Source organism: Aeromonas sp. FL131, assembly GCF_049860615.1.
In the GTDB taxonomy this organism is placed as follows: Bacteria; Pseudomonadota; Gammaproteobacteria; order Enterobacterales; family Aeromonadaceae; genus Aeromonas; species Aeromonas hydrophila.
The window spans coordinates 3,741,386-3,763,030 of sequence record NZ_CP187595.1 but is presented as its reverse complement, the minus strand read 5'-3'; the positions used below and the strand labels follow the sequence as shown (position 1 = coordinate 3,763,030).

General features: G+C 65.6%; 19 protein-coding genes. 10 read left to right on the top strand and 9 right to left on the bottom strand.

From position 1 onward, the window contains the following. Positions 1-157: 157 nt before the first annotated feature. On the bottom strand, positions 158-2,575 hold the full coding sequence (locus tag ACPW75_RS17420; protein WP_179101545.1) for a zinc/cadmium/mercury/lead-transporting ATPase: 2,418 nt from the start codon (positions 2,573-2,575) through the stop codon (positions 158-160). A 217-nt stretch (positions 2,576-2,792) separates the two neighbouring features. Here ACPW75_RS17420 and tpx point away from each other — a divergent pair, with 217 nt between their 5' ends. Further along, positions 2,793-3,293: a thiol peroxidase gene (tpx, locus tag ACPW75_RS17415; protein WP_016349389.1), complete on the top strand. Its 501-nt coding sequence runs from the start codon at positions 2,793-2,795 to the stop codon at positions 3,291-3,293. 62 nt (positions 3,294-3,355) lie between these two features. Here the strand turns inward: tpx and ACPW75_RS17410 are convergent, their stop codons facing one another. Continuing rightward, positions 3,356-4,174, bottom strand: coding sequence for a transporter substrate-binding domain-containing protein (locus tag ACPW75_RS17410; RefSeq protein WP_077098236.1), 819 nt, complete (start codon positions 4,172-4,174; stop codon positions 3,356-3,358). A gap of 169 nt (positions 4,175-4,343) precedes the next feature. Between ACPW75_RS17410 and ACPW75_RS17405 the strand changes: the two genes are divergently transcribed. Both ACPW75_RS17405 and ACPW75_RS17400 read left to right on the top strand, forming a co-directional pair. After that, positions 4,344-5,564, top strand: coding sequence for a DEAD/DEAH box helicase (locus tag ACPW75_RS17405; protein WP_425904332.1), 1,221 nt, complete (start codon positions 4,344-4,346; stop codon positions 5,562-5,564). A gap of 180 nt (positions 5,565-5,744) precedes the next feature. Beyond that, on the top strand, positions 5,745-7,226 hold the full coding sequence (locus tag ACPW75_RS17400) for an alkaline phosphatase D family protein (protein WP_077095876.1): 1,482 nt from the start codon (positions 5,745-5,747) through the stop codon (positions 7,224-7,226). Between the two features lie 73 nt (positions 7,227-7,299). Here ACPW75_RS17400 and ACPW75_RS17395 read toward each other — a convergent pair whose 3' ends face one another. From ACPW75_RS17395 to ACPW75_RS17370, 6 genes are all read right to left on the bottom strand, one after another. Continuing rightward, positions 7,300-8,088: a hypothetical protein gene (locus tag ACPW75_RS17395; protein ID WP_077095877.1), complete on the bottom strand. Its 789-nt coding sequence runs from the start codon at positions 8,086-8,088 to the stop codon at positions 7,300-7,302. Beyond that, positions 8,085-9,401 carry a sphingomyelin phosphodiesterase gene (locus ACPW75_RS17390; RefSeq protein WP_143238966.1) on the bottom strand — a complete coding sequence of 439 codons (1,317 nt, stop codon included), beginning with the start codon at positions 9,399-9,401 and terminating at the stop codon, positions 8,085-8,087. Before ACPW75_RS17390 ends, ACPW75_RS17395 begins: the two co-directional genes overlap by 4 nt. Positions 9,402-9,609: 208 nt before the next feature. Next, the gene (locus ACPW75_RS17385) at positions 9,610-11,169 is read right to left on the bottom strand and encodes a methyl-accepting chemotaxis protein (RefSeq protein ID WP_077095878.1); all 1,560 of its coding nucleotides are present in this window, start codon (positions 11,167-11,169) and stop codon (positions 9,610-9,612) included. A 238-nt stretch (positions 11,170-11,407) separates the two neighbouring features. Further along, positions 11,408-12,238: a CPBP family intramembrane glutamic endopeptidase gene (locus ACPW75_RS17380; RefSeq protein ID WP_077095879.1), complete on the bottom strand. Its 831-nt coding sequence runs from the start codon at positions 12,236-12,238 to the stop codon at positions 11,408-11,410. Between the two features lie 163 nt (positions 12,239-12,401). After that, positions 12,402-12,692, bottom strand: a complete 291-nt coding sequence (locus ACPW75_RS17375) for a hypothetical protein (RefSeq protein ID WP_011704604.1) — start codon at positions 12,690-12,692, stop codon at positions 12,402-12,404. Between the two features lie 63 nt (positions 12,693-12,755). After that, positions 12,756-13,130, bottom strand: coding sequence for a YacL family protein (locus tag ACPW75_RS17370; RefSeq protein WP_029304568.1), 375 nt, complete (start codon positions 13,128-13,130; stop codon positions 12,756-12,758). A gap of 321 nt (positions 13,131-13,451) precedes the next feature. Between ACPW75_RS17370 and ACPW75_RS17365 the strand changes: the two genes are divergently transcribed. The 7 genes from ACPW75_RS17365 (at position 13,452) to ACPW75_RS17335 (ending at position 20,859) form a co-directional block, all read left to right on the top strand. Continuing rightward, positions 13,452-14,567 carry a sugar diacid recognition domain-containing protein gene (locus tag ACPW75_RS17365; RefSeq protein WP_011704606.1) on the top strand — a complete coding sequence of 372 codons (1,116 nt, stop codon included), beginning with the start codon at positions 13,452-13,454 and terminating at the stop codon, positions 14,565-14,567. 119 nt (positions 14,568-14,686) lie between these two features. Next, on the top strand, positions 14,687-15,949 hold the full coding sequence (locus ACPW75_RS17360; protein ID WP_011704607.1) for a GntP family permease: 1,263 nt from the start codon (positions 14,687-14,689) through the stop codon (positions 15,947-15,949). A gap of 9 nt (positions 15,950-15,958) precedes the next feature. Next, on the top strand, positions 15,959-17,092 hold the full coding sequence (locus tag ACPW75_RS17355) for a glycerate kinase (RefSeq protein WP_077095880.1): 1,134 nt from the start codon (positions 15,959-15,961) through the stop codon (positions 17,090-17,092). Positions 17,093-17,302: 210 nt separating this feature from the next. Further along, positions 17,303-17,866, top strand: coding sequence for an NnrU family protein (locus ACPW75_RS17350; RefSeq protein ID WP_077095881.1), 564 nt, complete (start codon positions 17,303-17,305; stop codon positions 17,864-17,866). A 62-nt stretch (positions 17,867-17,928) separates the two neighbouring features. Then, positions 17,929-18,462, top strand: coding sequence for a glutathione peroxidase (locus tag ACPW75_RS17345; RefSeq protein WP_076361516.1), 534 nt, complete (start codon positions 17,929-17,931; stop codon positions 18,460-18,462). 82 nt (positions 18,463-18,544) lie between these two features. After that, a complete protein-coding gene (locus ACPW75_RS17340) occupies positions 18,545-19,480 on the top strand; it encodes a LysR family transcriptional regulator (RefSeq protein ID WP_016349403.1) in 936 nt (311 codons plus the stop codon). Between the two features lie 182 nt (positions 19,481-19,662). Further along, entirely contained in the window at positions 19,663-20,859 is a 1,197-nt protein-coding gene (locus tag ACPW75_RS17335; protein ID WP_011704612.1) for a NupC/NupG family nucleoside CNT transporter, read from the top strand. 263 nt (positions 20,860-21,122) lie between these two features. Here the strand turns inward: ACPW75_RS17335 and ACPW75_RS17330 are convergent, their stop codons facing one another. Next, entirely contained in the window at positions 21,123-21,617 is a 495-nt protein-coding gene (locus ACPW75_RS17330) for a methylated-DNA--[protein]-cysteine S-methyltransferase (RefSeq protein ID WP_077095882.1), read from the bottom strand. Positions 21,618-21,645 lie beyond the last annotated feature (28 nt).

Below are 21,645 nucleotides of genomic sequence, written 5' to 3'. Positions count from 1 at the left end.
AGGGTTGAATTCCACCTCGCCAAGGGTGGGATAACTCCGAGAGAGTAAGCAAAGCGCGACTGCCGACCGGCAGCCGCGCTTTTTCTTTGCTGTGGGCGAGGCAATAAAAAAGCCGCCCACTGGGGGGCGGCTGTTGGTTGTGCCGTCAACGGCCGGCTTAGCGCTTGCGCAGCAGGCGCAGGGCGTTGGCGGTGACCAGTGCGGTGGCACCGGTGTCGGCCAGCACCGCAATCCACAGGCCGGTGATGCCGAGCAGGCTGGTGACCAGGAAGATGGCCTTGAGCCCCAGTGCCAGCGCTATGTTCTGGTGGATGTTGGCCAGTGCCGCACGGGAGAGCCGGATCATGGCGGCGACCCCGCCGAGCTGGTTGTGGGTCAGCGCCGCATCGGCGGTCTCCAGCGCCACGTCGGTGCCGCCTCCCATGGCGATGCCGATGCTGGCCCGCTTCATGGCCGGCGCGTCGTTGATGCCATCGCCAATCATCGCGACTTTCTGGCTGAGGCCGAGCTTGGCGATTTCATCGACCTTGCCTTCCGGCAGCAGGCCGGCGCGCCAGCCCATGCCGAGCTCACCGGCGATGGCCTCGGCGGCGCGGGGGTTGTCGCCGGTCAGCATGATGCTCTGCAGGCCGAGCTGGTTGAGCTCTTGCAGCGCCGCAGCCGCTTCTGGCCGGATCTGGTCGCGCAGGGCTAGCAGAGCGGCCGGGGCGGCGTCAGGCTGACCGAGCACCACCACCGTCTTGCCTTGCTGCTCTAGGGTGGCGACCCGGGCCTGCATCGCGGCATCCAGGGTGGCGACCCGGCTCGGCGCCAGCAGCTGCCAGAGGGTACCGTCGATGCGACCTTCCACGCCCATGCCGGGCAGGGCACGCAGCTCCTGGGCCGCGGCGAGGCTGAGGCCCTGTTCGCTGGCCGCCGTCACCACGGCGCGAGCAAGCGGGTGGTGGGAGCCCTGCTCGATGGCTGCCGCCAGTGCCAGCAGTTCGGCCTCCGGCTGGCCATTGAGGCTCACCAGTTCGGTCAGCTGCGGCTTGCCCAGGGTCAGGGTGCCGGTCTTGTCGAAGGCCACGGTATCGATGTGGGCGAGGCGCTCCAGCGCGGCGCCCCCCTTGATGAGGGCCCCCTGTCGGGTGGCTGCCGCCAGCGCTGAGGTGACTGCCGCCGGGGTGGAGATGACCAGGGCGCAGGGGCAACCGATCAGCAGCAGCGCCAGCCCGCGATAGACCCACTCGTCCCAGCTCTGGCCGAAGGCGAGCGGTGGTACCAGCACCACCAGCAGGGCGACCAGCATCATGGCCGGGGTATACCAGCGGCTGAAGCGGTCGATGAAGCGCTCGATGGGGGCGCGCTGGGTCTCGGCCTCCTCGATGAGATGCAGGATGCGGTCGATGGCGTTGTTGCCGGGCTCGGACACCACCTCGAGGCGCAGCACCCGATCCGCCGCCAGGCTGCCGGCGGGCACCTTGTCACCCTGACGGCGCTCCACCGGGATCGATTCACCGGTCAGGGCGCTCTCGTCAAAGGCACCGAGGGCGTCGAGCAGGCGGGCATCGGCGGCCAGGCGGGCACCCGGGGCGATTTCGATGATGTCACCGGGACGCAGCTGGTCGGCAGCGACTTCTTCCCGCACTTCGCCCTCGGCAGTGGTGCGGATGCGCAGCGCCTTGTCGGGCACCAGCGCCATCAAGGCGGTCACTCCGGCTCGGGCGCGGCCGGCGGCGTAGGCCTCCAGATGTTCGCCCAGCATGAACAGCAGCAGCACCATGGCCGCTTCGGCGGTTTCGCCGAGGAACAGGGCCCCCACGGCGGCGACCGTCATCAGGGTCTCGATGGCGAAGGGGGAGCCGCTCTTGGTCAGCGCCCACGCCTTGCGGGAGATGGGCCACAGCCCCCAGAGGGTGGCCAGGGTAAACAGCGGCTGACCGATCTGGCTCGGCAGCAGGGCCGCCACCAGCATCAGTCCGGCCAGCGACAGCGGCTGCCAATACTTGGCGAGCAGGGTCTGCAGCGGGCCGCGCTCGCGGCCGGGCTCCTGCTTGCCGCTGCGCTCGCCCTTGAGCTGGAAGCCGGCGGCCAGCACGGCGGCGGTAACGGGATCGGGGGAGAGGCCGGGGGCCAGATCCACCACCAGCTTCTCGGTGGCAAACAGCACGCGGGCCTGTTGCACGCCGCTCACCCGGCTGACGGCGGTCTCTATCTTGCGGGCGCAGCTGGGGCAGTCCATCCCCAGCACCTGCCAGCTGTGGCGGCGGCTGTTCTGCTCGGGGGCGTCCAGCGGAGGTTCTGCCACGACAGCATGCTCATGGTGGTCGTGCTCCCCGTCATGGGCATGCTGGGCATGGGCGGGCGGTGGAGTGGCGCAACAACCCCCTCTGGGGGGCTCTTCCCCCTCGGGAGCGTCGCTGGCGGCATGATCCTGATGATCATGGGGGGCCTGACTCGCGCAGCAGCTGACCGGTGCGGCCTGGTCGCAGCAGTGGCTGTCGTGCTGGTGCTCGGCCTGGGGCGCAGCGCTCTTGCTGACGGCCTTGATGGGAGCGGCGGCGTGTTGATGGCTGCAGCAGGATTTGCTCATGATGAGTCCCTCTTGGATGGATCCCGCCGGTGCGAGATCTTCGATAACTGAGCCGAGTGTAAACCTTGGTGTTAAGTCCAAGGTCAAGCCCCTTTCTCCCGCTCCTCGCTGCAGGCTGCCGGCAGAGGTGATATCCCTGTGGTTGGCGGGTGTTTGTCCCCGCCCGGCGGGCCTATACTGGAGGGCCTGATCCTCCCTCGATAATCAAGGACATAACATGAGCAATTCCGTTACCCTGCAAGGCAACCCCGTCTCCGTCGCCGGTCACTTCCCGGTTGCCGGCGAGCAGGCCAAGCCGTTTTCCCTGGTGGCCAAGGATCTCTCCGACCTGACCCTGGCGAGCTTCGCCGGTCAGCGCAAGATCCTGAACATCTTCCCGAGCGTCGATACCCCGACCTGCGCCACTTCCGTGCGCAAGTTCAACGAGCAGGCCAGCGCGCTGAACAACGCCGTGGTGCTGTGCATCTCCGCCGACCTGCCGTTCGCCCAGTCCCGCTTCTGCGGCGCCGAAGGGCTGGACAAGGTAGTGACCCTCTCCACCCTGCGTGGTGCCGCCTTCCTGCAGGACTACGGCGTGGCCTTCTCCTCCGGCCCGCTGGTGGGTCTGGCTGCCCGCGCCATCGTGGTGCTGGATGAAGAGAACAAGGTGCTGCACAGCGAGCTGGTAGCCGAAGTCGCCGACGAGCCGAACTACGCTGCCGCCCTGGCCGTACTGTAAGCAGGCAGACTGACAACAATCCCGCCGGGGCATGGCCCCGGCGGGATTTTTTTATGGAACAGTCAGGGGGATTTGGTCACGTTTTTGGCGGGTAGTGGCTCCGGGTGGGGTTGCCACTCGACATAGGGGCGGTGCAGCCTTGAGTAGATCTCTGCCAGCTTGCCGGAGGCGGCGAGCCGGTCGATCGCCTCACCGAGGAAACGATCCGTTTCATCCCCGGCAGGCCCCTTGGCGATGATGAAGACATCCTCGAAATCCCCCAGGTGTTCCCGATGGACATTGGTCAGCTTGAGCTGGCGCAGCATCAGGTCGGCCTCCTCCTGGGCCCAGATGAAGGCGTCGATGCGCCCGCGCGAGAGCTTGCGCAGGGACTGCTCTATGCTCATCGACCGTTGCAGCGGAATGGGCAGAAAGCCGGGGGTCGCCTCGATCAGCAGATCCCGCTTGGTGGGTACTATGCCGTAGGCCATGTCGGGGGTGATGAGGTGGTCGGTATTGCTGTAGAGCACGTGGGTGACCTTGCCGAAGCTGCGGGTGCTGAAGCGATAGGGCAGCAGGTCGGCATCCTGCAGATTGCGGATGGCGGGCAGGCTGAAATCGGCGGTGCCGGCGATCACCCCGGCCATGGCCCGGGCGAGGGGATAGATGGTGATCCGGATGCTCACCTCGGGGTAGAGCTCATCGATGGCGCGCACCAGATCGACGAAGGGGCCGGTCTTGTCGGCGTTGATGAGCCCCGGCAGCTCGCCGAGGTGGGCGTTGAGGATGCGTACCGGTTTGGCGGCAGGGGCGGCCGCCGTGTCGGCGCGAGAGAGGCTGAGGCTGGTCAGCCCCGTCAGGCAGAGCAGCAACAACAGCAGCAGAGAGGGATGTCTGGTCATGGTCTGGTCATGTCCCCGGGGGAGGTTCCCTGAAGTGTAGTCAGGTCCGCTTTGCGCATGGCGGGCCGGGAGTGGGCCAGTGGCCGCGATGGATGGGATTTTACTTATGGTCGGCCGCTCACTAGACTTCGCCCCCACCTCCCTATTCTGTCGATAGCTGCGTAGCCCCATGACTTTTGATGAACTTGCCCTCGCCCCCGCCCTGCTGGCGACCCTGCCCGCCGACCTCAAGTGCCCGACCCGGGTGCAGCAACTGGCCATTCCCGCCGCGCTGGCGGGTCGGGATCTGCTGGCACTGGCCCGCACCGGCAGCGGCAAGACCCTGGCGTTCGGCCTGCCGCTGCTGCAGCGGCTGGACCCGGCCTGCGATCGGGTGCAGGGGCTGGTGCTGGTGCCGACCCGCGAGCTGGCGGTGCAGGTGAGCGAGGCGCTGCAGGGGCCGGCCGCCGGGCTGGGTCTGCGACTGGTGACCCTGTGCGGCGGGGTGGCGCAGGCGCTGCAACAGGCCGAACTGGCGCTGGGGCCGCAACTGCTGGTGGCGACCCCGGGGCGACTGCGGGACCTGCTGGCCCAGCAACTGCTGGGACTGAGCCAGCTGCGCCATCTGGTGCTGGACGAGGCGGATCGGCTGCTGGAGATGGGCTTCTGGCCCGACATCCAGTGGCTGCTGAATGCCATGCCGGTCGAGCGTCAGACTCTGCTGTTCTCGGCCACCCTGCCAGCCGAGCTGGATGCGCTGGCGACCGGTCTGCTGACCGAGCCGGTGCGGGTGGAGGCGGATCCCCGCAACAGCGTGGCCGACGACATCGAGGAGCGCCTCTATCTGGTCAACAAGAGCAGCAAGGTGCCGGCGCTCATCAGCCTGCTCAAGTCCCACGAGTGGCCGCAGGTGCTGGTCTTCATCAGCGCGCGGGACGACGCCGACGGGGTGGCCCGCAAGCTGGCCAAGGCGGGCATCATGGTGGCGGCGCTGCACGGCGAGAAGGAGCAGGCGGTGCGCGAGCAGGCGCTCGGCGACTTCAAGGCGGGCAAGGTACGGGTGCTGGTGGCCACCGACCTGATGGAGCGCGGCATTCACGTGGAGGCGCTGCCGCTGGTGATCAACCTGGATCTGCCCGCCAGCGCCCCCGTCTACGTGCACCGCATCGGCCGCACCGCCCGGGCCGGCCGCAGCGGGCTCGCCATCTCGCTCACCTGCCATGGCGAGGTCGACACCCTGGCGGCGATCCGCACCCTTACCGGCCGCGAGCTACCGCTGGCCGAGCTCGCCGACTTCCCGGTCACCGATCAGCCAGCCAGCGGGGAGGGCAAGCGCGCCCCCCGCGACAAGCAGGCCAATCGTCGTACCCAGGCCAAACGCAGCGCCAAACAGTTCAAGGGCAAGGGCTGAGGTCATTGCTGCCGCCTTGCTCCGTTTCGCGACAAGCAAGGTGATCACAACGTCGCACCCAGGCCAAACGCAGCGCCAAACAGTTCAAGAGCAAGGGCTGACCTGCCCTGCCCGCTTGGGCAGTACCAAAGGACGCCCGTTTCACTATGCTCCATGGGTTCAACCACGGAGGGATAGGCAATGGCGAGTCTGGTGATGGGGCCCCTGCTGGGGCTCGAAGCGGAGACGCAATACAGCATCTGTTTTTTGGCGGGGCCTGACTGCAAGGGCGCCGGGGTCAGGATCAACGGCAGCCTGCTGGCCGCCGGCAAGCAGGCGGATACCCCCAGGGGTGGCTTCTGGCGGGTCAGCTGGACGGCAACCCCGGCCGAGGCGGGTTCGAGCGTGGAGTACCAGATCCTGCTGGACGGGGAGCCCGCCCGGGATCTGGCCGGTGAGGATCGCTGGCAGTTTCATCTGCCTGGGTCGGTGGAGCGGGTGCGCATCGGGTACGCCTCCTGCAACGGTTTTTCCGACTTCAAGCTGCTCACCTCCACCCCGCAGCCCTATGTGATGTGGGACAAGCTGGCCGCCGAGCACGCCACGCACCCCTTCTCGCTGCTGCTGATGGGGGGCGATCAGGTCTATGCCGACTCCCTCTGGACCACGGTGCCCAGCCTCAAGGCCTGGAACGAGCTGGACATGGCGGAGAAGGTCAAACGCAAGGCCACTCGCACCATGGAGGAGCAGCTCGATCGCTTCTACTGCGATCTCTATTGCAAGCAGTGGGGGCGGCCCGAGGTGGCGCGCCTGCTGGCCCGGATCCCGAGCGCCATGATGTGGGATGACCACGACATCTTCGATGGCTGGGGCAGCTATCCCGAGTCGCCGGACAATCTGCAGGGCTGCGACGTCTATCGGGTCATCTATGCCGCCGCGTCCCGCTATTTCCGGCTGTTCCAGCTGCGCTCCATTGCCAACGTCTCCCTGCTGGATCCGGTCAAGCTGGGCCACCACTCCTGGCGGCTGAGTTTTCGGGGTTACCAGATCCTGGCGCTGGACAACCGGGCCAATCGGACCCGCGCTCAGGTGATGAGCCCGTCCCAGTGGGATCAGATCAACGACGCGCTGGCCGCCTGCGACGCGGGCCACCTGCTGGTGTTGGCGGGGGTGCCCGTGGTCTATCGCGACTTCTCCTTCACCGAGGCGGCGCTGGATGCCACCCCCTGGGAGGAGGAGCTGACCGACGATCTCAAGGATCACTGGCGGGCCAAGGATCATCAGGGGGAGCGGGCCCGGCTCATCATGCGGCTGCTGGACAATGCCAAGAGCCGGCGTGGCTGCAAGACCCTGATCCTCTCCGGTGACGTGCACGTGGGCTGCCTTGGCGTCATTCAGGACAAGCGTGAAGGGGTCACCAATGTGCACCAGCTGGTCTCCTCCGGTATCGTCCACCCCTGTCCCACCCAGTTCCAGTGGATGGGGATCCTCGCTATGACCAACGACGATGCCGAATACCTCGACGAGAACCGGCTGATCCGCGCCGAGCTTATCAAGCCGTTCGGCTCCCCCGTCTACCTGCGTACCCGCAACTTCGCCACCCTGCTGATGGGCACCGACAACAAGCTGTGGGCCAACTGGCATTGCGAGAACGGGCTGGCGGCCAGCTATCCGCTGGCCTGATGGCTGTGAAATTCGAAGGGCCCTGACGGGCCCTTTTTCTTGTGAGGATCAGATGCCCCAGGCCGTTGCCTGCTCAGGGCTGATCCGGCGTCTGGGCGAAGAAGTCGCGCCGAAACTGGCCGAGTACCGCCTCCCTGTGCTGCTGCCAGCTTGCCTCGTCCATGTTGCCCCGGCTGGCCGCCAGCTGCTGCTCCAGCTCGGTCAGCTGCTGCTGGTAGTGGCTGCGCTGCGCCAGCTGCTGTTGTCGGCTGGCGGCAAACTGCACGGTCGCTTCGGCCTGCCCGGCCGGCAGGAAGTGGCGAGCCAGGGTCGCCAGTTCCTCGTCCCCCCACAGCTGGCGCGCCTGCTGCAAGCGGGCAGCCGGGTTGAACAGCTCAGTCGCCAGATCCGGATGATCCGCCGCCCACTCATCCTGCAAGCGGGTGAGGGCGGCCAGTCGCTCGGCCAGCGGCAGTTGCTCGTGCTCCTGCGCCAGCTGCTCGAGTGCCAGGGCGTAGCGCCCCTGCAGCCGAAACAGGCTCTCCCCCTCGCTCAGCCATTGGGCCTCTATCGCCTCCAGATTGGCCAGCCGCTCGGCCAGCGGCTGCTCGCTGTCGCTCACCTCGCTGGCGAGCTGCCGGTTCATCTCGTCCGGCAGCTCGCGCCAGCTGGCAGGCGCAGGCGCTGGGCCGGCTGGCACGGTGGTAGCGGCAACCGGGCCGCTAGCGCGGGCCTGTGCCGGCTGTGTCTGCGGCGACGCTGCGGCGGCTGGCTGAGCGAGCTGGCCGGTGTGTGCCGGCCGCGTTGGCGCCTCCTGCCAGCTTAGGTTGAGCAGCAACAAGGCCAGCACTGCCAGTGCCAGCAAGCCGTAGCGGCGCTTCATCGGCTGATCTCTCCCTTGACCGGGAAGTGATCGGAGAGGTTGCTGGCGGGCCAGAGGCTGCCATCGCTGCTGCGCGGGATCCAGACGCTGTTGAGGTTGTGGCGCACGGCGCCGTATTCCCGGCTCACCACCAGATAGTCGAGGTACTCCACGTTGGCACCGCCGGAGAGCGGACCGCCGGCATAGGGGTTGATCCTGGGATCGAAGGTGGCCTCGGTGTAGCCGCCATAACCCGGCTCGTCGGCGTTGAGGTTGGCCAGCATGCCGGCGTAGTCGTCGGCAAACTTGCGCTTGTTGACGTTGAAGTCGCCGCCGTAGATGACGGTGTCGCTGGCGGGGATCTTCAGGCTGGCGGCCAGGGTGCGGATCTGGCCGAACTGGATCTGGCGCAGCCGGCGCGCCTCGTCGGTGTCGAAGCTGGCGGTGTGGGTGGCGAACAGGTGCCAGGCCTTGCCCCCCTTGATCACCTCCGCATACATCACCCCCTTGTCGGCGAAGCAGTCGGTGCCGGTGCACTGGGGATAGACCAGCTGGGCCTCGCGCACTATGGGGTAGCGGCTGACGATCACCACGCCGCCGTCGTGGATGTTGACCCCCGGCTTGTCGAGCACCCTGGTCTGGTACGGGTACTCCTTGGCCAGTGCCTGCAGGAAGCCCTCGCGACGGCCATCGAACACCTCCTGCAACAGCAGGGCGTCATAGCCCTTGAGGTACTCGGGCAGCAGCGCCAGCCGCTCGCCGATGCTGGCGGCGATCACCGGCAGCGCCCAGACGTTGTAGCTGGCCACCTTCAACCTGGCTTCGTCAGCTTCGGGCTGCTCCACCTGCCTGGGCGGAGTCAGCATGTAGTGCAGATCGTCGTAGCGGCCGGTGAACTTGGCGGCAAAGGCCAGCTCCTGCGGCCCGCTCAGGCGGTGGATGGCGCGATCGCTCTGCCAGCCGGAGTTGTCTGCCGGCGTCTCGCCGCCGTGTTGCAGGGTGCTGTTCCACCAGGTGCCCTCCATCTTCTGGTTGAGGCGATAGGTGTCGCCGCTGGGAGTGGTGACCCGGGTTTCGAACAGATAGCTCTTGCCCGCCTTCACCCCCTCGTAGCGGTTGAAGCTGAGCACCATGGCGCTCTCCCAGGGGCCCAGCTCGGTTCTGTGCTGAAGCCACTGGCTGCCAGCCTGCAGCTGGCCGGAGCCGCTCTGGCGGATCTCCAGCTGGACCGGATCCGGGCTGTTGTTGGTGAGGTAGACGTCGGTGTCGGCCAGCGCCTGCAGCGGAAACTGGCTGGCCAGCAGCAGGGCGGCATAACTGAGGGGTTTGTGCATCATGAAGTCCTTCTGGTCGAGGCACGCTGGAAAGTGACTGTTATGGCGGGCACAGAGGTCATTTCATTTACATTTTTGTTACAAATAAATGAAAGGCCCCATATGGGGAGGTGTTAACCCATGGGGTTGGCAACGGCCAAAGGGACGGGGGAGGTCAGGACAAACGAGGTGAAGCGGGCGTGCCGGGCGGCACGCCCCTGCAAGGCGGTCAGTGCTGGAACTGGTTGATCAGGCGGGAGAGGGCATGCAGCCGCTCCACCAGCAGGGTGATGCCGTCGAGGGCCTGGCGGCTGTTGTCGGCGGTGTGGCTGGCCAGCTGATGGATCTGGTGGATGCCCTTGTCCAGGGTGCTGGTGACATCCGCCTGCTGGCTGACGGCCTGGGCAATCTCGTCGCTGGTATGGGTGACCCGGGCCAGCATACGGTTGATCTGGTTGAGCACCTCGGCGGTGGTCCCCACGTGCTGCTGGCAGCGGTCCGAGGTCTGGGCGCCCTGGCTCATGCCGTCGGCCAGCTGACGGGTCGTCTGCTGCAGCGCCTGGATCATCTCGTTGATCTCGCCGGTGGAGCTGCGGGTCTTCTGGGCCAGCGCCCGGATCTCGTCGGCCACCACCGCAAAACCGCGCCCCTGCTCGCCGGCCCGCGCCGCCTCGATGGCCGCGTTGAGGGAGAGCAGGTTGGTCTGATCGGCGATCTGGCTGATCACCTCCAGGATCCCGCTGATCTTCTGGCTGTCGCCGGTCAGCCTGGCCAGCACGGCGTGGTTGGCATCGAGCTCGTGATGGAGCTGATCGACAGAGGACTGGGTGGTGGCCAGCGCCCGCAACCCCTCGGCGGAGACCTGCTGCACCTCGCCCACCAGTTCGCTGGCCTGATGGGCGTTGCTCGCCACGTCGCGAATGGAGTGGCTGAGCTCGGTGATGGCGGCGGCCAGCTGCTCGCTCTGGGCCCGTTGCTGCTGCAGGTGGATGTCGATGGTCTGGATATTACCCCTGTCATCCTCGGCGGCCTGCAGGATCTGCTGGTTGGTATCGGCGCTGCGCCCCACCACCGCCTTGAGCTCGGCCCGCTTCATGCGAAGCGCCAGCTCCAGGGCCGCCAGGGTGTCCCGCCGCCTGGTGTAGAGCACCTGGCAAAGCGGGGTGCCCATCTCTTCGCCGGCAGTGCGGGCCAGCCGGTTGAGCCGCTGCTGCAGGCGCCAGCCGTGCAGCATCTGGGCCAGCAGGGCCAGTGCGCCTGGCGCCCCCCACAGCGGATTGCCGCTGATGATGGCCGCCAGCAGGGTGAGCAGGGCGCCGCCTGACAGCAGCAGGGTGAGCAGACCGGGTTCGAGGGCGAGCCGGCTCAGCCAGGGCAGCGCCTTGCCGGCCCGGATGCGGGCGTAGAGCTGCTCCGCCCAGGCGATGTCGTGTTCGCTCGGGCGGGTGCGCACCGACTGGTACTCGATGATCTGTCGCTGTTCGTTGAGGATGGGGGTGACATAGGCGTTGACCCAGTAGAACTTGCCGCTCTTGGCGCGGTTCTTCACCAGCCCCATCCAGCTTTTGCCCTGGCGCAGCCGCTGCCACATGTCGGCAAAGGCGGCCTTGGGCATGTCGGGGTGGCGTACCAGATTGTGGGGCACCCCCTCCATTTCGGCGGGGTGATAACCGGCCACATCACAGAAGTGCTGGTTGGCGTAGGTGATGTGGCTGGCGGGGTCGGTCGTCGAGATCAGTGACAGGTGGTCGGGGAAACGTATCTCCCCCTCCCGTTGGGTTGTGGTCATGAGTGCATCCTGATTGAGCCAAGTAACTGATAGATTTGTTTTTATTTTTTGTGATTGTTACCGGCCCATTCTAGGGGGCGGCAAGCGCGCTATCTTGGCTTGGGTCAATTAATCGCCACTCTCGCTTAGCTAAATAGTGCAAATGAAAGGTGCATCTGCGCAGGCGGATGGCAAAGGAGTGGGCGGCATGCTCCAAGGGGGGCAGAGGTTGCAGGCGCCCCGCAGGGGGCGCCCGGGATCAGCGGCTGGCCAGCGGGTAGGTAAAGAGGGCAAGGTGGGCGAAGTTGAACAGGAAGTGGATCGCGATGGCGACGCTAAGGCGCCCGCTCAGCAGGAACGCCAGGCCATAGCAGGCCCCCGCCAGCGCGGCGAACAGCACCAGCAGCGGGCCGCCGGCCAGATGGGCGGCGCCGAACAGCAGGCTCGCCACCAGCACCCCAAGCCAGCGCCGGCTGTGTGCGGCGATCCCCTGCTGCAGGAAGCCGCGAAACAGCGCCTCTTCCGCCACGCAGGTGAACAGCAGGTTGTTGAGGGCAAACAGCCACCACCAGTTGGGCAGGCCCACCTCGGGCTTGAGGGCCCCCAGCTGCCAGGCGGCGACTAGCAGGGCCGCCAGCGGCACCAGCAGCAGTGCCAGTCTGCGCCACTGAACGGCGCCGCCCGGGCCCAGCAGGGCGGGCCAGGCCAGCAGCAGGCCGAAGAAGACCAGCGGCTTGTCCAGGTTGAGGTACATGTTGAACGGCACGCTGGCGGGGCCGGCCTGCACCTGATCCAGCACCTTCAGGTTGGTGAAGCCGGGGATGAGGTGCAGCATCAGCGCCACCGCCCACAGCAGCACGGCGCCCAGGGCGACGGCGCGCCAGGGCTGGGGCAGGGAGGGAGTGCGCCAGGCCAGCAGCAGGCCCGCCGCGCTGGCCAGCAGGGCGATGGGGCTCAGGTGGCCGAGGCCGAGGGCCGCCAGCAGGGCAACGGCCAGCATGATGAAGCCGGGCAGCCGTTGCCGGGCCAGACAGAGCAAGACGGCCAGCGCCAGTGCTCCCCAGATGAGTGAATCAGGTAGAGGTAACATTGAGTCTCCAAGGCCGATGAAAGTCCCGCACCTTAACAATGGGACATCCCATGAGACAAGGCTTAATAAGCTGGTCGGATCCCGTGTTCGGCTGGCTGCCAGGGCGCGCGGCCATAAAAAAACCGGAGCTGGGCTCCGGTTTTGGCAAGGGTGACAAGGCGTCTCAGCGGCCGGATTCGGCGATCACCCGGGCAATGATGTCGGCACGCTTGCTGGCTTCCAGCTCGCCCAGGGCGATCAGGCCAGCCTTGAAGATCACGTTCTTCGGCAGGCTGACGTCGTCCAGGGTGGCGATGGCTTCGACGTGCATACCGTTCAGACGGCTGGCATCGCGCGGGCTCAGGTTGACCTGGGTGTTCAGCACCTGCTTGCCTTTCTTCTTGGCAGGGGCGGCTTTTTTCGGTTGTTCCTGCTCGTCTTCCGGCAGTTCGTCATCAAAATCGTAAATAGACATAGTCAATCCTGTTGGTTAGGCAATGGGGCATGGTTGCCCGATGTCGTTTTTCAGAGGGGTCGATCAGCCCATATCCTCGTTGCGGATAAAGGCGCGCCAGGAGCCGAGCACCTGGGCAAAATCTTCCAGCCCGCACATGGCCAGCTGTTCATCATCGTAGTAGGCGAGATCGTCGAGATCCTCATCCTGCTCGATATTGAGGACGTTGGCTTTCACCTCGGCTTCCTCGTGGGTCAGCAGCAGGGAGTAGTCGCCGCCCAGCAGCCGGTATTCGACGCGAGTCCGGCTGGAGAGCTGATCGATGATGGCGAACAGCTCGTCGAGTTTATCCTCGTCCTTGCCCACTTCGTCGATCAGCCACTGGCCGATGGCCTCATGGCCCATGGAGAACCGGGCGCGATAACCGCCGAACGGATCGCGGCGAAATTCATAATCCATAGTTCAGTCCATAGCGGAAGGGTGAGTCGTCATGGGCAGGGCAAATCCTGCTCCATGGCGGGGCGCATATAGCGTAAAGTGGCCTATTCTAGCGAGCCCCCCCTCGCTTGTCTTGAAGATGTGGCATCTTTGCCCCGCTACCGGCGCTTTGTGGTCGGTCCGGCCCCCGCTTTGGAGATGTGATGCAGCTAAACGATACCCTCGCGCGCCAGAGAGTCAGTCGGGCGATAAAGATCCTCTCTTCTTCGGCCAACGTGATGAACGAGCCACAGGGACTCATCATCGCCTCAGGCTATTCCCGTTTCGTTCAGCGGAGTACCTATGCAGCTCAATGACACCCTCGCACGGCAGATAGTCAGCCGGGCGATGAAGATCCTCTCTTTTTCGGTCAACGTGATGGACGAGCACGGCCTGATCATCGCGTCCGGCAACCCGGAGCGGCTCCATCAGCGTCATGAGGGGGCCGTGCTGGCGCTGACCGAAAACCGGGTGGTGGAGATCAGCGACGCCACCGCCCGCGAGCTCAAGGGGGTACGCCCCGGCATCAACCTGCCCATCGCCTATCAGGGGGAGCTGCTCGGGGTCATCGGCATCTCGGGCGATCCGGACGAAGTGCGTGCTTACGCCGAACTGGTGCGCATGACCGCCGAGCTCATTCTGGAGCAGGCGGCGCTCACCGAGCAGCTGCAGTGGGACAAGCGCCACAAGGAGGAGCTGGTACTGCAGCTCATCCGTGGTGAAGGGCGGGACGATCAGCTGCAGCAGGCGGCCCGTTTCCTCGGGCTGGATCTGGCCCAGCCGCGGGTGGTGGCCGTGCTGGCGCTGGAGGAGGCCGACCCGGCCCGGCTGCGGGAGCTGGTGCATCTGCTGGAAAACCCGGAGCGGGACAACCTGGTGGCCATCAACGGCCTGGACGAGATAGTGGTGCTCAAGCCGGCCCAGCTCAGCGACGGCATCTGGCAGTCGGCGCAGGAGCGCAGCCGCATCAAGCAGCTGCTGGCCCGCATTCCCCACTTTCGGGTGCGCATCGGGGTGGGTGATTACTTCGCCGGCACCGGCGGGCTGGCGCGTTCCTACCAGACGGCGCGGGACACCTTGCGCCGTGGCATGCGGCAGGCGCCGCGCAAGCAGGTCTATTTCTTCGAGGATTATCGGCTGCCGGTGCTGCTCGGCAGTCTGGCGGACTCCTGGCAGGCGGATCAGCTGCGGGCCCCGCTGCACAAGCTGGCGCAGGAGGACACAAAGGGAACGCTGCAGAAGACGCTGCGCCAATATTTCTTGCAGGATTGTGATCTGCATCCCTGCGCCGAAGCCCTGTTCATCCACCCCAATACCCTGCGCTATCGGCTGACCCGGATTGAGCAGATAACCGGGTTGAATTTCAACAAGTTAGATGACAAGTTTCTGCTCTATCTCGGGCTCAACCTCGACAGTTGATTTGTTCATTCATACAGAAAGTTACGTTTTACAAAGCTGATATTTGTTTTTTTGACCAAAGCATTCCGATCCCGGATCACCATAATGGCCACCACTCACTCATTTGAAAGGTGCCCGTCATGATCCCTGTATCCGCGCTTGGCGCTCTCGCCGCGCTCTCCATCGCCATCTTCCTGATCCTGAAGAAGGTACCGCCCGCTTACGGCATGATCGTCGGCGCCCTGGCCGGCGGCCTGATAGGCGGCGCCGATCTGACCCAGACCGTCGCCCTGATGATCGGCGGTGCCCAGGGGATCACCACGGCGGTGATGAGGATCCTGGCGGCGGGCGTGCTGGCCGGCGTACTGATCGAATCGGGCGCCGCCACCACCATCGCCGAAACCATCGTCAAGAAGCTGGGCGAGACCCGCGCCCTGCTGGCACTGGCGCTGGCGACCCTGATCCTGACTGCGGTCGGCGTGTTCGTGGACGTGGCCGTCATCACGGTCGCCCCCATTGCGCTGGCCATCGCCCGCCGTGCCGACCTCTCCAAGGCGGCCATCCTGCTGGCGATGATCGGCGGCGGCAAGGCGGGCAACGTCATGTCTCCCAACCCCAACGCCATCGCCGCAGCCGATGCCTTCCACCTGCCGCTCACCTCGGTGATGGCGGCCGGCATCATCCCGGGCCTGTTCGGGCTGGTGATGGCCTACTGGCTGGCGAAGCGCCTCAACAACAAGGGCAGCAAAGTCGCCGCCGATGAGGTGGTGAGCTTCAATGGCAGCAAGCTGCCGGGCTTTGCCGCCGCCATCAGTGCGCCGCTGGTGGCCATCCTGCTGCTGGCCCTGCGCCCCATTGCCGGCATCGTGGTGGACCCGCTCATTGCACTGCCCCTCGGCGGCCTGGTCGGCGCCCTGATGATGGGCAAGTTCAGCAAGGTGAACCAGTTTGCGGTCTCGGGCCTGGCCCGCATGGCGCCGGTGGCCATCATGCTGCTGGGTACCGGTACCCTGGCGGGCATCATCGCCAACTCCGGTCTCAAGGATGTGCTGATCAGCGGCCTGACCGCCTCCGGCCTGCCCTCCTACCTGCTGGCCCCCATCTCGGGTGCCCTGATGTCGCTGGCGACCGCCTCGACCACCGCCGGTACCGTGGTGGCCTCCAACGTGTTCAGCTCCACTCTGATAGAGCTCGGCATCAGCAGCCTGGCGGGGGCCGCCATGATCCACGCCGGTGCCACCGTGTTCGACCACATGCCCCACGGCTCCTTCTTCCATGCCACCGGTGGCAGCGTCCACATGGGCGTGGGTGAGCGGCTCAAGCTCATCCCCTACGAAACCGCGGTCGGTCTGACCATTGCCGCCGTCTCCACCCTGATGTTCGGCGTGTTTGGCCTCGCCTAAGGAATTGATATGAAAATTGTTATCGCCCCCGATTCATTCAAGGAGAGCCTCAGCGCCATGGCGGTGGCCGATGCCATCGAGGCCGGATTCAAGCAGGTGTTGCCGAACGCCACCTACGTCAAATTGCCGATGGCCGATGGCGGCGAGGGGACAGTGCAGTCCCTGGTGGACGCCACCGGTGGCCGCATTCTGCCCTTCTACGTGACCGCTCCCCTTGGCAACAAGGTACAGGGCTTCGTCGGTCTGCTGGGGGATGGCGAGCGCGCCGTCATCGAGATGGCGGCGGCCTCCGGCCTGCATCTGGTGGCGCCTGAGCTGCGCAATCCGCTGCACACCTCGAGCAGCGGCACCGGCGAGCTGATCCTGGCGGCCCTCGACATGGGGGTGAAGCATCTGATCCTCGGCATCGGCGGCAGCGCCACCAATGACGGCGGTGCCGGCATGATCCAGGCGCTCGGCGGCAAGCTGCTCAAGCGCGACGGCACTCCCATCGCGCCGGGCGGCGCCGGTCTGGCCGAGCTGGCCACCATCGATCTGAGCGGGCTCGATTCGCGCCTCGCCAAGATCACCATCGAGGTGGCCTGTGACGTGGACAACCCGCTGTGCGGGCCGAAAGGGGCCTCCGCCGTGTTTGGTCCGCAGAAGGGGGCGACCCCCGCGATGGTGGCGCAGCTGGACGCCAACCTGGCCCACTACGCCGACTGCATCGAGCAGGCGCTTGGCAGGCAGGTGAAGGAGATTGCGGGGGCGGGCGCCGCCGGTGGCATGGGGGCGGCCCTGGTGGGTCTGCTCGGCGCAGAGCTCAAACCCGGCATCCAGATCGTCATCGAGGCACTGAAACTGGCCGAGGCGGTGGCCGATGCGGATCTGGTCATCACCGGCGAGGGACGCATCGACAGCCAGACCATCCACGGCAAGACGCCAATCGGTGTCGCACGCTGCGCCAAGCAGTTCGGCAAGCCGGTGATCGGCATTGCGGGCTGCCTGACCGACGATTACGGCGTGGTGCACGAGCACGGGCTGGATGCGGTGTTCGCCGTGGTCAACCGCGCCATGTCGCTGCCGGAGGCGCTGGCCACCGCCACCACCAACCTGCAGCTCACGGCCCGCAACGTGGCGGCGCTCTATCTGCTGCGACCCTGACTCTCTTCTGGCCGGCGCCTGACGCCGGCCAACCTCGCCCCGTGTCGCGGTGACGACCTGCACCGCTGCAGGTCTGCCCGAAACACCTTGCCGATCAGATGATCGGCTTTTTTCATTATCCTGCTGTATAGCCTGTGCTTTTCTGCGGTTTCTGTATTCTGGCCGCCGACTTTGCGGCATAGTGATCCCCCATAGTACAAGGAGCAACCCATGATCTTGCTGACCCTGGGGGTACTGCTGTTTACCCTGATCCACCTCTATCCCTGCTTCGCAGCTTCCCATCGGGCCCGCTTGCGCGAGCGGCTGGGGGAGAATCGCTACAAGGGACTCTTCTCGTTGCTGGTGTTCATCGCCATCGCCTGCATCATTGCCGGCTGGCGCACCGCCAGCCCCCTGCCGCTCTATTTTCTGCCCGCCTGGGGACCGACCCTGATGATGGCGGTCATGCCCATCGCCCTGATCCTGTTCTGCTCCGGCCAGGGGCCCAATCACCTGCGGCGCTGGCTGGTGCATCCCCAGCTGCTCGGCACCCTGCTCTGGGCCGGTGCCCACCTGGCGGTCAACAGCGAGGCCCGCTCCCTGGTGCTGTTTGGCGGCATCGGCCTGTGGGCGCTGGTGAGCATCGTCTGGATTTCGGTGCGGGACTGGCAGCGTCATCCCCGTCCGGCGGCCAACTGGTATGGCACCGGGCTCAGCGTAGGGGCCGGGCTGGCGCTCACGGCTCTGCTGATCTTCTGGGGGCACGGCATGCTCACCGGCATCCCCCTCTATTGAGCGGGTGAACCGGCCGGCGTGCCCGCGCGTATGTCACTCATCTGCCTGACAGGAGTCGCTCGATGAAATGGATCATGTTGTTGCTGACACTCGGGGCCGGGGCGGCCGTCGCCGCCTGCCCGGACTACTTCAACGTGGAGATGCGGGAGCTCAACAGCACCCAGCGCCACAACCTCTGCCAGCTGACCGAGGGCAAGGTGGTGCTGGTGGTCAATACCGCCTCCTACTGCGGCTATCGCGGCCAGTTCCGGGATCTGGAGACGCTCTACCAGACCTACAAGGAGAAGGGATTGGTGGTGCTCGGCTTCCCCTCCAACGACTTCTGGCAGGAGGCGGGGGAGGAGGGCAAGACAGCCTCGGTCTGCCGACGCGATTACGGGGTGACCTTCCCCATGTTCAACCGGATCGCCGTGCGCGGGGCCGATGCCAGCCCGCTTTACCGGGGGTTGGCCACGGCGGCGGGCGAAGCGCCGGGCTGGAACTTTCACAAATACCTGATCGGGCGTGACGGCAAGCTGGTCGCGAGTTATGGCGCGAACCAGAATCCGGCGGACGATCCCCTGCAAAAAGAGGTCAAACGGGCGCTCGGCCTTTAGCGCTACCCCGCGGCGGGCGGCTCTGGAATAATGGGGGCCCGCTCTTCTCTCTGGTAATCCCGTGCTGCAACGTCTGCCCCAAATGGTGATCTTCGATGCCCTGGTCCGTGAACAGGGCATCTCGGCGGCCGCCCGGCGGCTTGGGGTCTCCAAATCCCACATCAGCAAACAGCTGGCCCAGCTGGAGACCGAACTCGGTGCCCAGCTGGTGCAGCGCACTACCCGCCGCTTCTCTCTCACCGAGCTCGGCCAGGAGTATGCCCGCCACTGCCGCGCCCTGGTGGCGGTGGCGCTGGAGGCGGACTCCATGGTGGCGGAGCGGCGCGGCAAGGTGAGCGGCATCCTGCATCTGGGGGTGGGCCAGTCTTTCGGCCGGCTGCACGTGATCCCGCGCCTCAAGGCGTTTCAGGATCGCTACCCCGAGCTGGAGCTGGAGGTCTCGCTGTTTGATCACCGCACCAACCTGGTGGATGAGGGGCTGGATCTCTGGATCACCACCTACGAGGACAAACCCGAGGCCCTGGTGGGGCAGCGGCTGGCGGACATTCACTTCGTGCTGGTGGCCTCGCCGGACTATCTGCTGAGCCATGGCACCCCGCTGCACCCCAGAGACCTGGCTCAGCACAACTGCATCACCTATCAGAGCCGGGAGCGGCGCTACCACGAGTGGTCGTTTCGCCAGGGTAAGGAGCGCCAGACGGTGCAGGTAGCCGGCAACTACCGGGTGGATCTGGCGGAGGCGGTGCGCGACGCCGCCCTGGCCGGGCTCGGCATCGCCTACGTGGCCAACTATCTGCTGGACAAGGAGTTGCAGTCCGGCCAGCTGATCCCGCTGCTGCCCCAGTGGCGGCCGAACCAGAAGATGGCGGTGCACGCCGTCTATGCCAGACGCGAGCACCTGGATCCCAAGATCCGGCTGTTCATCGACTTCCTCAAGGAGAGCTTCGGTCCGAATCCCTACTGGGAGCAGCGGCTGGCTCCCTGGCTCGGCGGCAAATTGTCCGGCACCGAGGAATAATCGTTTCCATATAAGAACACTGGCTTTCGCTTGAAACCAAAATCAAGTCAAATCAGCCAGTTGCCGCAACCGGTATCGTGCAAACGTTTTTGCTAACAGGGCTGTAACCAAGTGGACTTGCAGTGGCGAGGCCGGGAGCGCAGAATCCGCGCCCATCTTTCGTCCCACCTGATGGAGTCCCTATGATTGCCCTGCTCGGCATCCTGAGCATTCTGGCCGTGGCCACGCTCTGCTCTGATAATCGTCGTCGTATCCCGTTGCGAACAGTGGGTCTGGCCCTCTGCCTGCAAATCCTTTTCGCCGGCCTGGTGCTCTGGCTGCCCGCCGGTCAGCACGTGCTGAACGGGGTAAGCGAAAGCGTCAGCAGCGTGATCGGTTACGGTCAGGAGGGGATCGCCTTCCTGTTCGGCGATCTGGCCAAGTTCAAGCTGGGCTTCATCTTTGCCTTCAACGTGCTGCCGGTCATCATCTTCTTCTCCGCGGTGATCGCCATCCTCTACCACATCGGCCTGATGCCGAAAGTGATCGCCCTGCTTGGCGGCGGCCTGCAGAAACTGCTGGGCACCGGCCGCGCCGAGAGCCTCTCCGCCACCGCCAACATCTTCGTCGGTATGGTGGAGGCGCCGCTGGTGGTCAAACCCTATCTCTCCAAGATGTCGGATTCCCAGTTCTTCGCGGTGATGAGCTGCGGCCTCGCCTCGGTAGCTGGCGGTACCTTGGTGGGTTACGCCAGCATCGGGGTCGAGCTGAAATACCTGATCGCGGCGGCCTTCATGTCGGCGCCGGCCGGTCTGGCCATGGCCAAGATCCTGGTGCCGCCTGCCGCCGAAGAGCAGGACCATCATCAGGACGTGGTGATCCCGCGCGCCACCAACGTGATTGAAGCAGCCGCCGATGGCGCCATGTCCGGCCTCAACATCGCGGTTGCCGTGGGGGCCACCCTGCTGGCGTTCGTCGGGGTGATCGCCATGCTCAACGGCCTGCTGGGCTGGGCCGGCGACCTGGTGGGGCTGGAGCTGAGCTTCCAGATCATCCTGGGCTGGCTGTTTGCTCCCGTCTCCTGGCTGATCGGTATCCCCTGGGAACAGGCTCAGGCTGCCGGCGCCCTGATCGGGACCAAGATAGTGGTGAACGAGTTCGTCGCCTTCATCGCCCTGGTGCAGGATCAGACTCTGAGCGAGTCGAGCAAGGCCATCGTCACCTTTGCCCTGTGTGGTTTCGCCAACATCTCCTCCATGGCGATCCTGATCGGTGGCCTGGGCGCCATGGTGCCGGAGCGCAAATCCTTCATCGCCCGTTACGGCATGCGCGCCATCCTGGCGGGGGTGCTGGCGAACCTGATGAGTGCCTCGCTGGCAGGCTTGTTCCTCGCCCTCTGATTGACCCTGGAGCTAGCACCTTCCGGTCAGAGCCCGCTTCGGCGGGCTTTTTTGTGGTCGCTTGCCGGCAAAAAAAAGCGCCTCAGGGAGGCGCGGGGAAAAAGACAGATTGGAAGCGTCACATGGGTGCCACTTGAATGAGGGATGAGCCATGCCATCCAAGTGTGAAGCCATGATGCCTGATGCTGTCTGAAGCCCTTCTGAGGCGATTCTTCATACTATGTTCATTTTGCTAAACGCAATGGGACTGACTGGTTATAGGGTCAGGGGGCCAGTGCAAAGTTGTCGTCGGTCTGTTGTTCCAGCGCCAGCAACCAGCGTTTGATGGGGATGCCGCCGGCATAACCGGTCAGCTCGCCGCTGCGGCCGATCACCCGGTGACAGGGCACTATGATGCTGAGCGGATTGCGCCCGTTGGCCGCCCCCACCGCGCGAACCGCCTTGGGATTGCCGATGGCCTGGGCTATCTCGAGGTAGCTGACGGTCTCGCCATAGGGAATGTCGCCCAGGGCGCGCCACACCGATTGCTGAAAAGGGGTGCCCCGGGCGGCCAGCGGCAGATCGAAGCGGCGCAGGCGACCGGCGAAGTAGGCCGCGAACTGTTCGACGAAGGGGGCCAGCGCCTGATCGTCGCGCTGCCATTCGTCGGTCGGGGTCACCGGCTGCTCGCCTAGCACGAACTCCACATAGCGCAGCCCGTCCCGGTCGATGGCGATGAGCAGGGGGCCGTGGGCGCTGTCGCAAAAACTGAATTTCATTCTGTCATCCTCGGGCGTTGGGCAAGGG

Coding starts and splice junctions, on each gene's coding strand:
- ACPW75_RS17420 (WP_179101545.1), bottom strand. CDS start 2,575: ATGAGCAAATCCTGCTGCAGCCATCAACACGCCGCCGCTCCCATCAAG.
- tpx (WP_016349389.1), top strand. CDS start 2,793: ATGAGCAATTCCGTTACCCTGCAAGGCAACCCCGTCTCCGTCGCCGGT.
- ACPW75_RS17410 (WP_077098236.1), bottom strand. CDS start 4,174: ATGACCAGACATCCCTCTCTGCTGCTGTTGTTGCTGCTCTGCCTGACG.
- ACPW75_RS17395 (WP_077095877.1), bottom strand. CDS start 8,088: ATGAAGCGCCGCTACGGCTTGCTGGCACTGGCAGTGCTGGCCTTGTTG.
- ACPW75_RS17390 (WP_143238966.1), bottom strand. CDS start 9,401: ATGCACAAACCCCTCAGTTATGCCGCCCTGCTGCTGGCCAGCCAGTTT.
- ACPW75_RS17375 (WP_011704604.1), bottom strand. CDS start 12,692: ATGTCTATTTACGATTTTGATGACGAACTGCCGGAAGACGAGCAGGAA.
- ACPW75_RS17400 (WP_077095876.1), top strand. CDS start 5,745: ATGGCGAGTCTGGTGATGGGGCCCCTGCTGGGGCTCGAAGCGGAGACG.
- ACPW75_RS17355 (WP_077095880.1), top strand. CDS start 15,959: ATGAAAATTGTTATCGCCCCCGATTCATTCAAGGAGAGCCTCAGCGCC.
- ACPW75_RS17335 (WP_011704612.1), top strand. CDS start 19,663: ATGATTGCCCTGCTCGGCATCCTGAGCATTCTGGCCGTGGCCACGCTC.
- ACPW75_RS17380 (WP_077095879.1), bottom strand. CDS start 12,238: ATGTTACCTCTACCTGATTCACTCATCTGGGGAGCACTGGCGCTGGCC.
- ACPW75_RS17340 (WP_016349403.1), top strand. CDS start 18,545: ATGGTGATCTTCGATGCCCTGGTCCGTGAACAGGGCATCTCGGCGGCC.
- ACPW75_RS17345 (WP_076361516.1), top strand. CDS start 17,929: ATGAAATGGATCATGTTGTTGCTGACACTCGGGGCCGGGGCGGCCGTC.
- ACPW75_RS17365 (WP_011704606.1), top strand. CDS start 13,452: ATGCAGCTCAATGACACCCTCGCACGGCAGATAGTCAGCCGGGCGATG.
- ACPW75_RS17405 (WP_425904332.1), top strand. CDS start 4,344: ATGACTTTTGATGAACTTGCCCTCGCCCCCGCCCTGCTGGCGACCCTG.
- ACPW75_RS17330 (WP_077095882.1), bottom strand. CDS start 21,617: ATGAAATTCAGTTTTTGCGACAGCGCCCACGGCCCCCTGCTCATCGCC.
- ACPW75_RS17370 (WP_029304568.1), bottom strand. CDS start 13,130: ATGGATTATGAATTTCGCCGCGATCCGTTCGGCGGTTATCGCGCCCGG.
- ACPW75_RS17350 (WP_077095881.1), top strand. CDS start 17,303: ATGATCTTGCTGACCCTGGGGGTACTGCTGTTTACCCTGATCCACCTC.
- ACPW75_RS17360 (WP_011704607.1), top strand. CDS start 14,687: ATGATCCCTGTATCCGCGCTTGGCGCTCTCGCCGCGCTCTCCATCGCC.
- ACPW75_RS17385 (WP_077095878.1), bottom strand. CDS start 11,169: ATGACCACAACCCAACGGGAGGGGGAGATACGTTTCCCCGACCACCTG.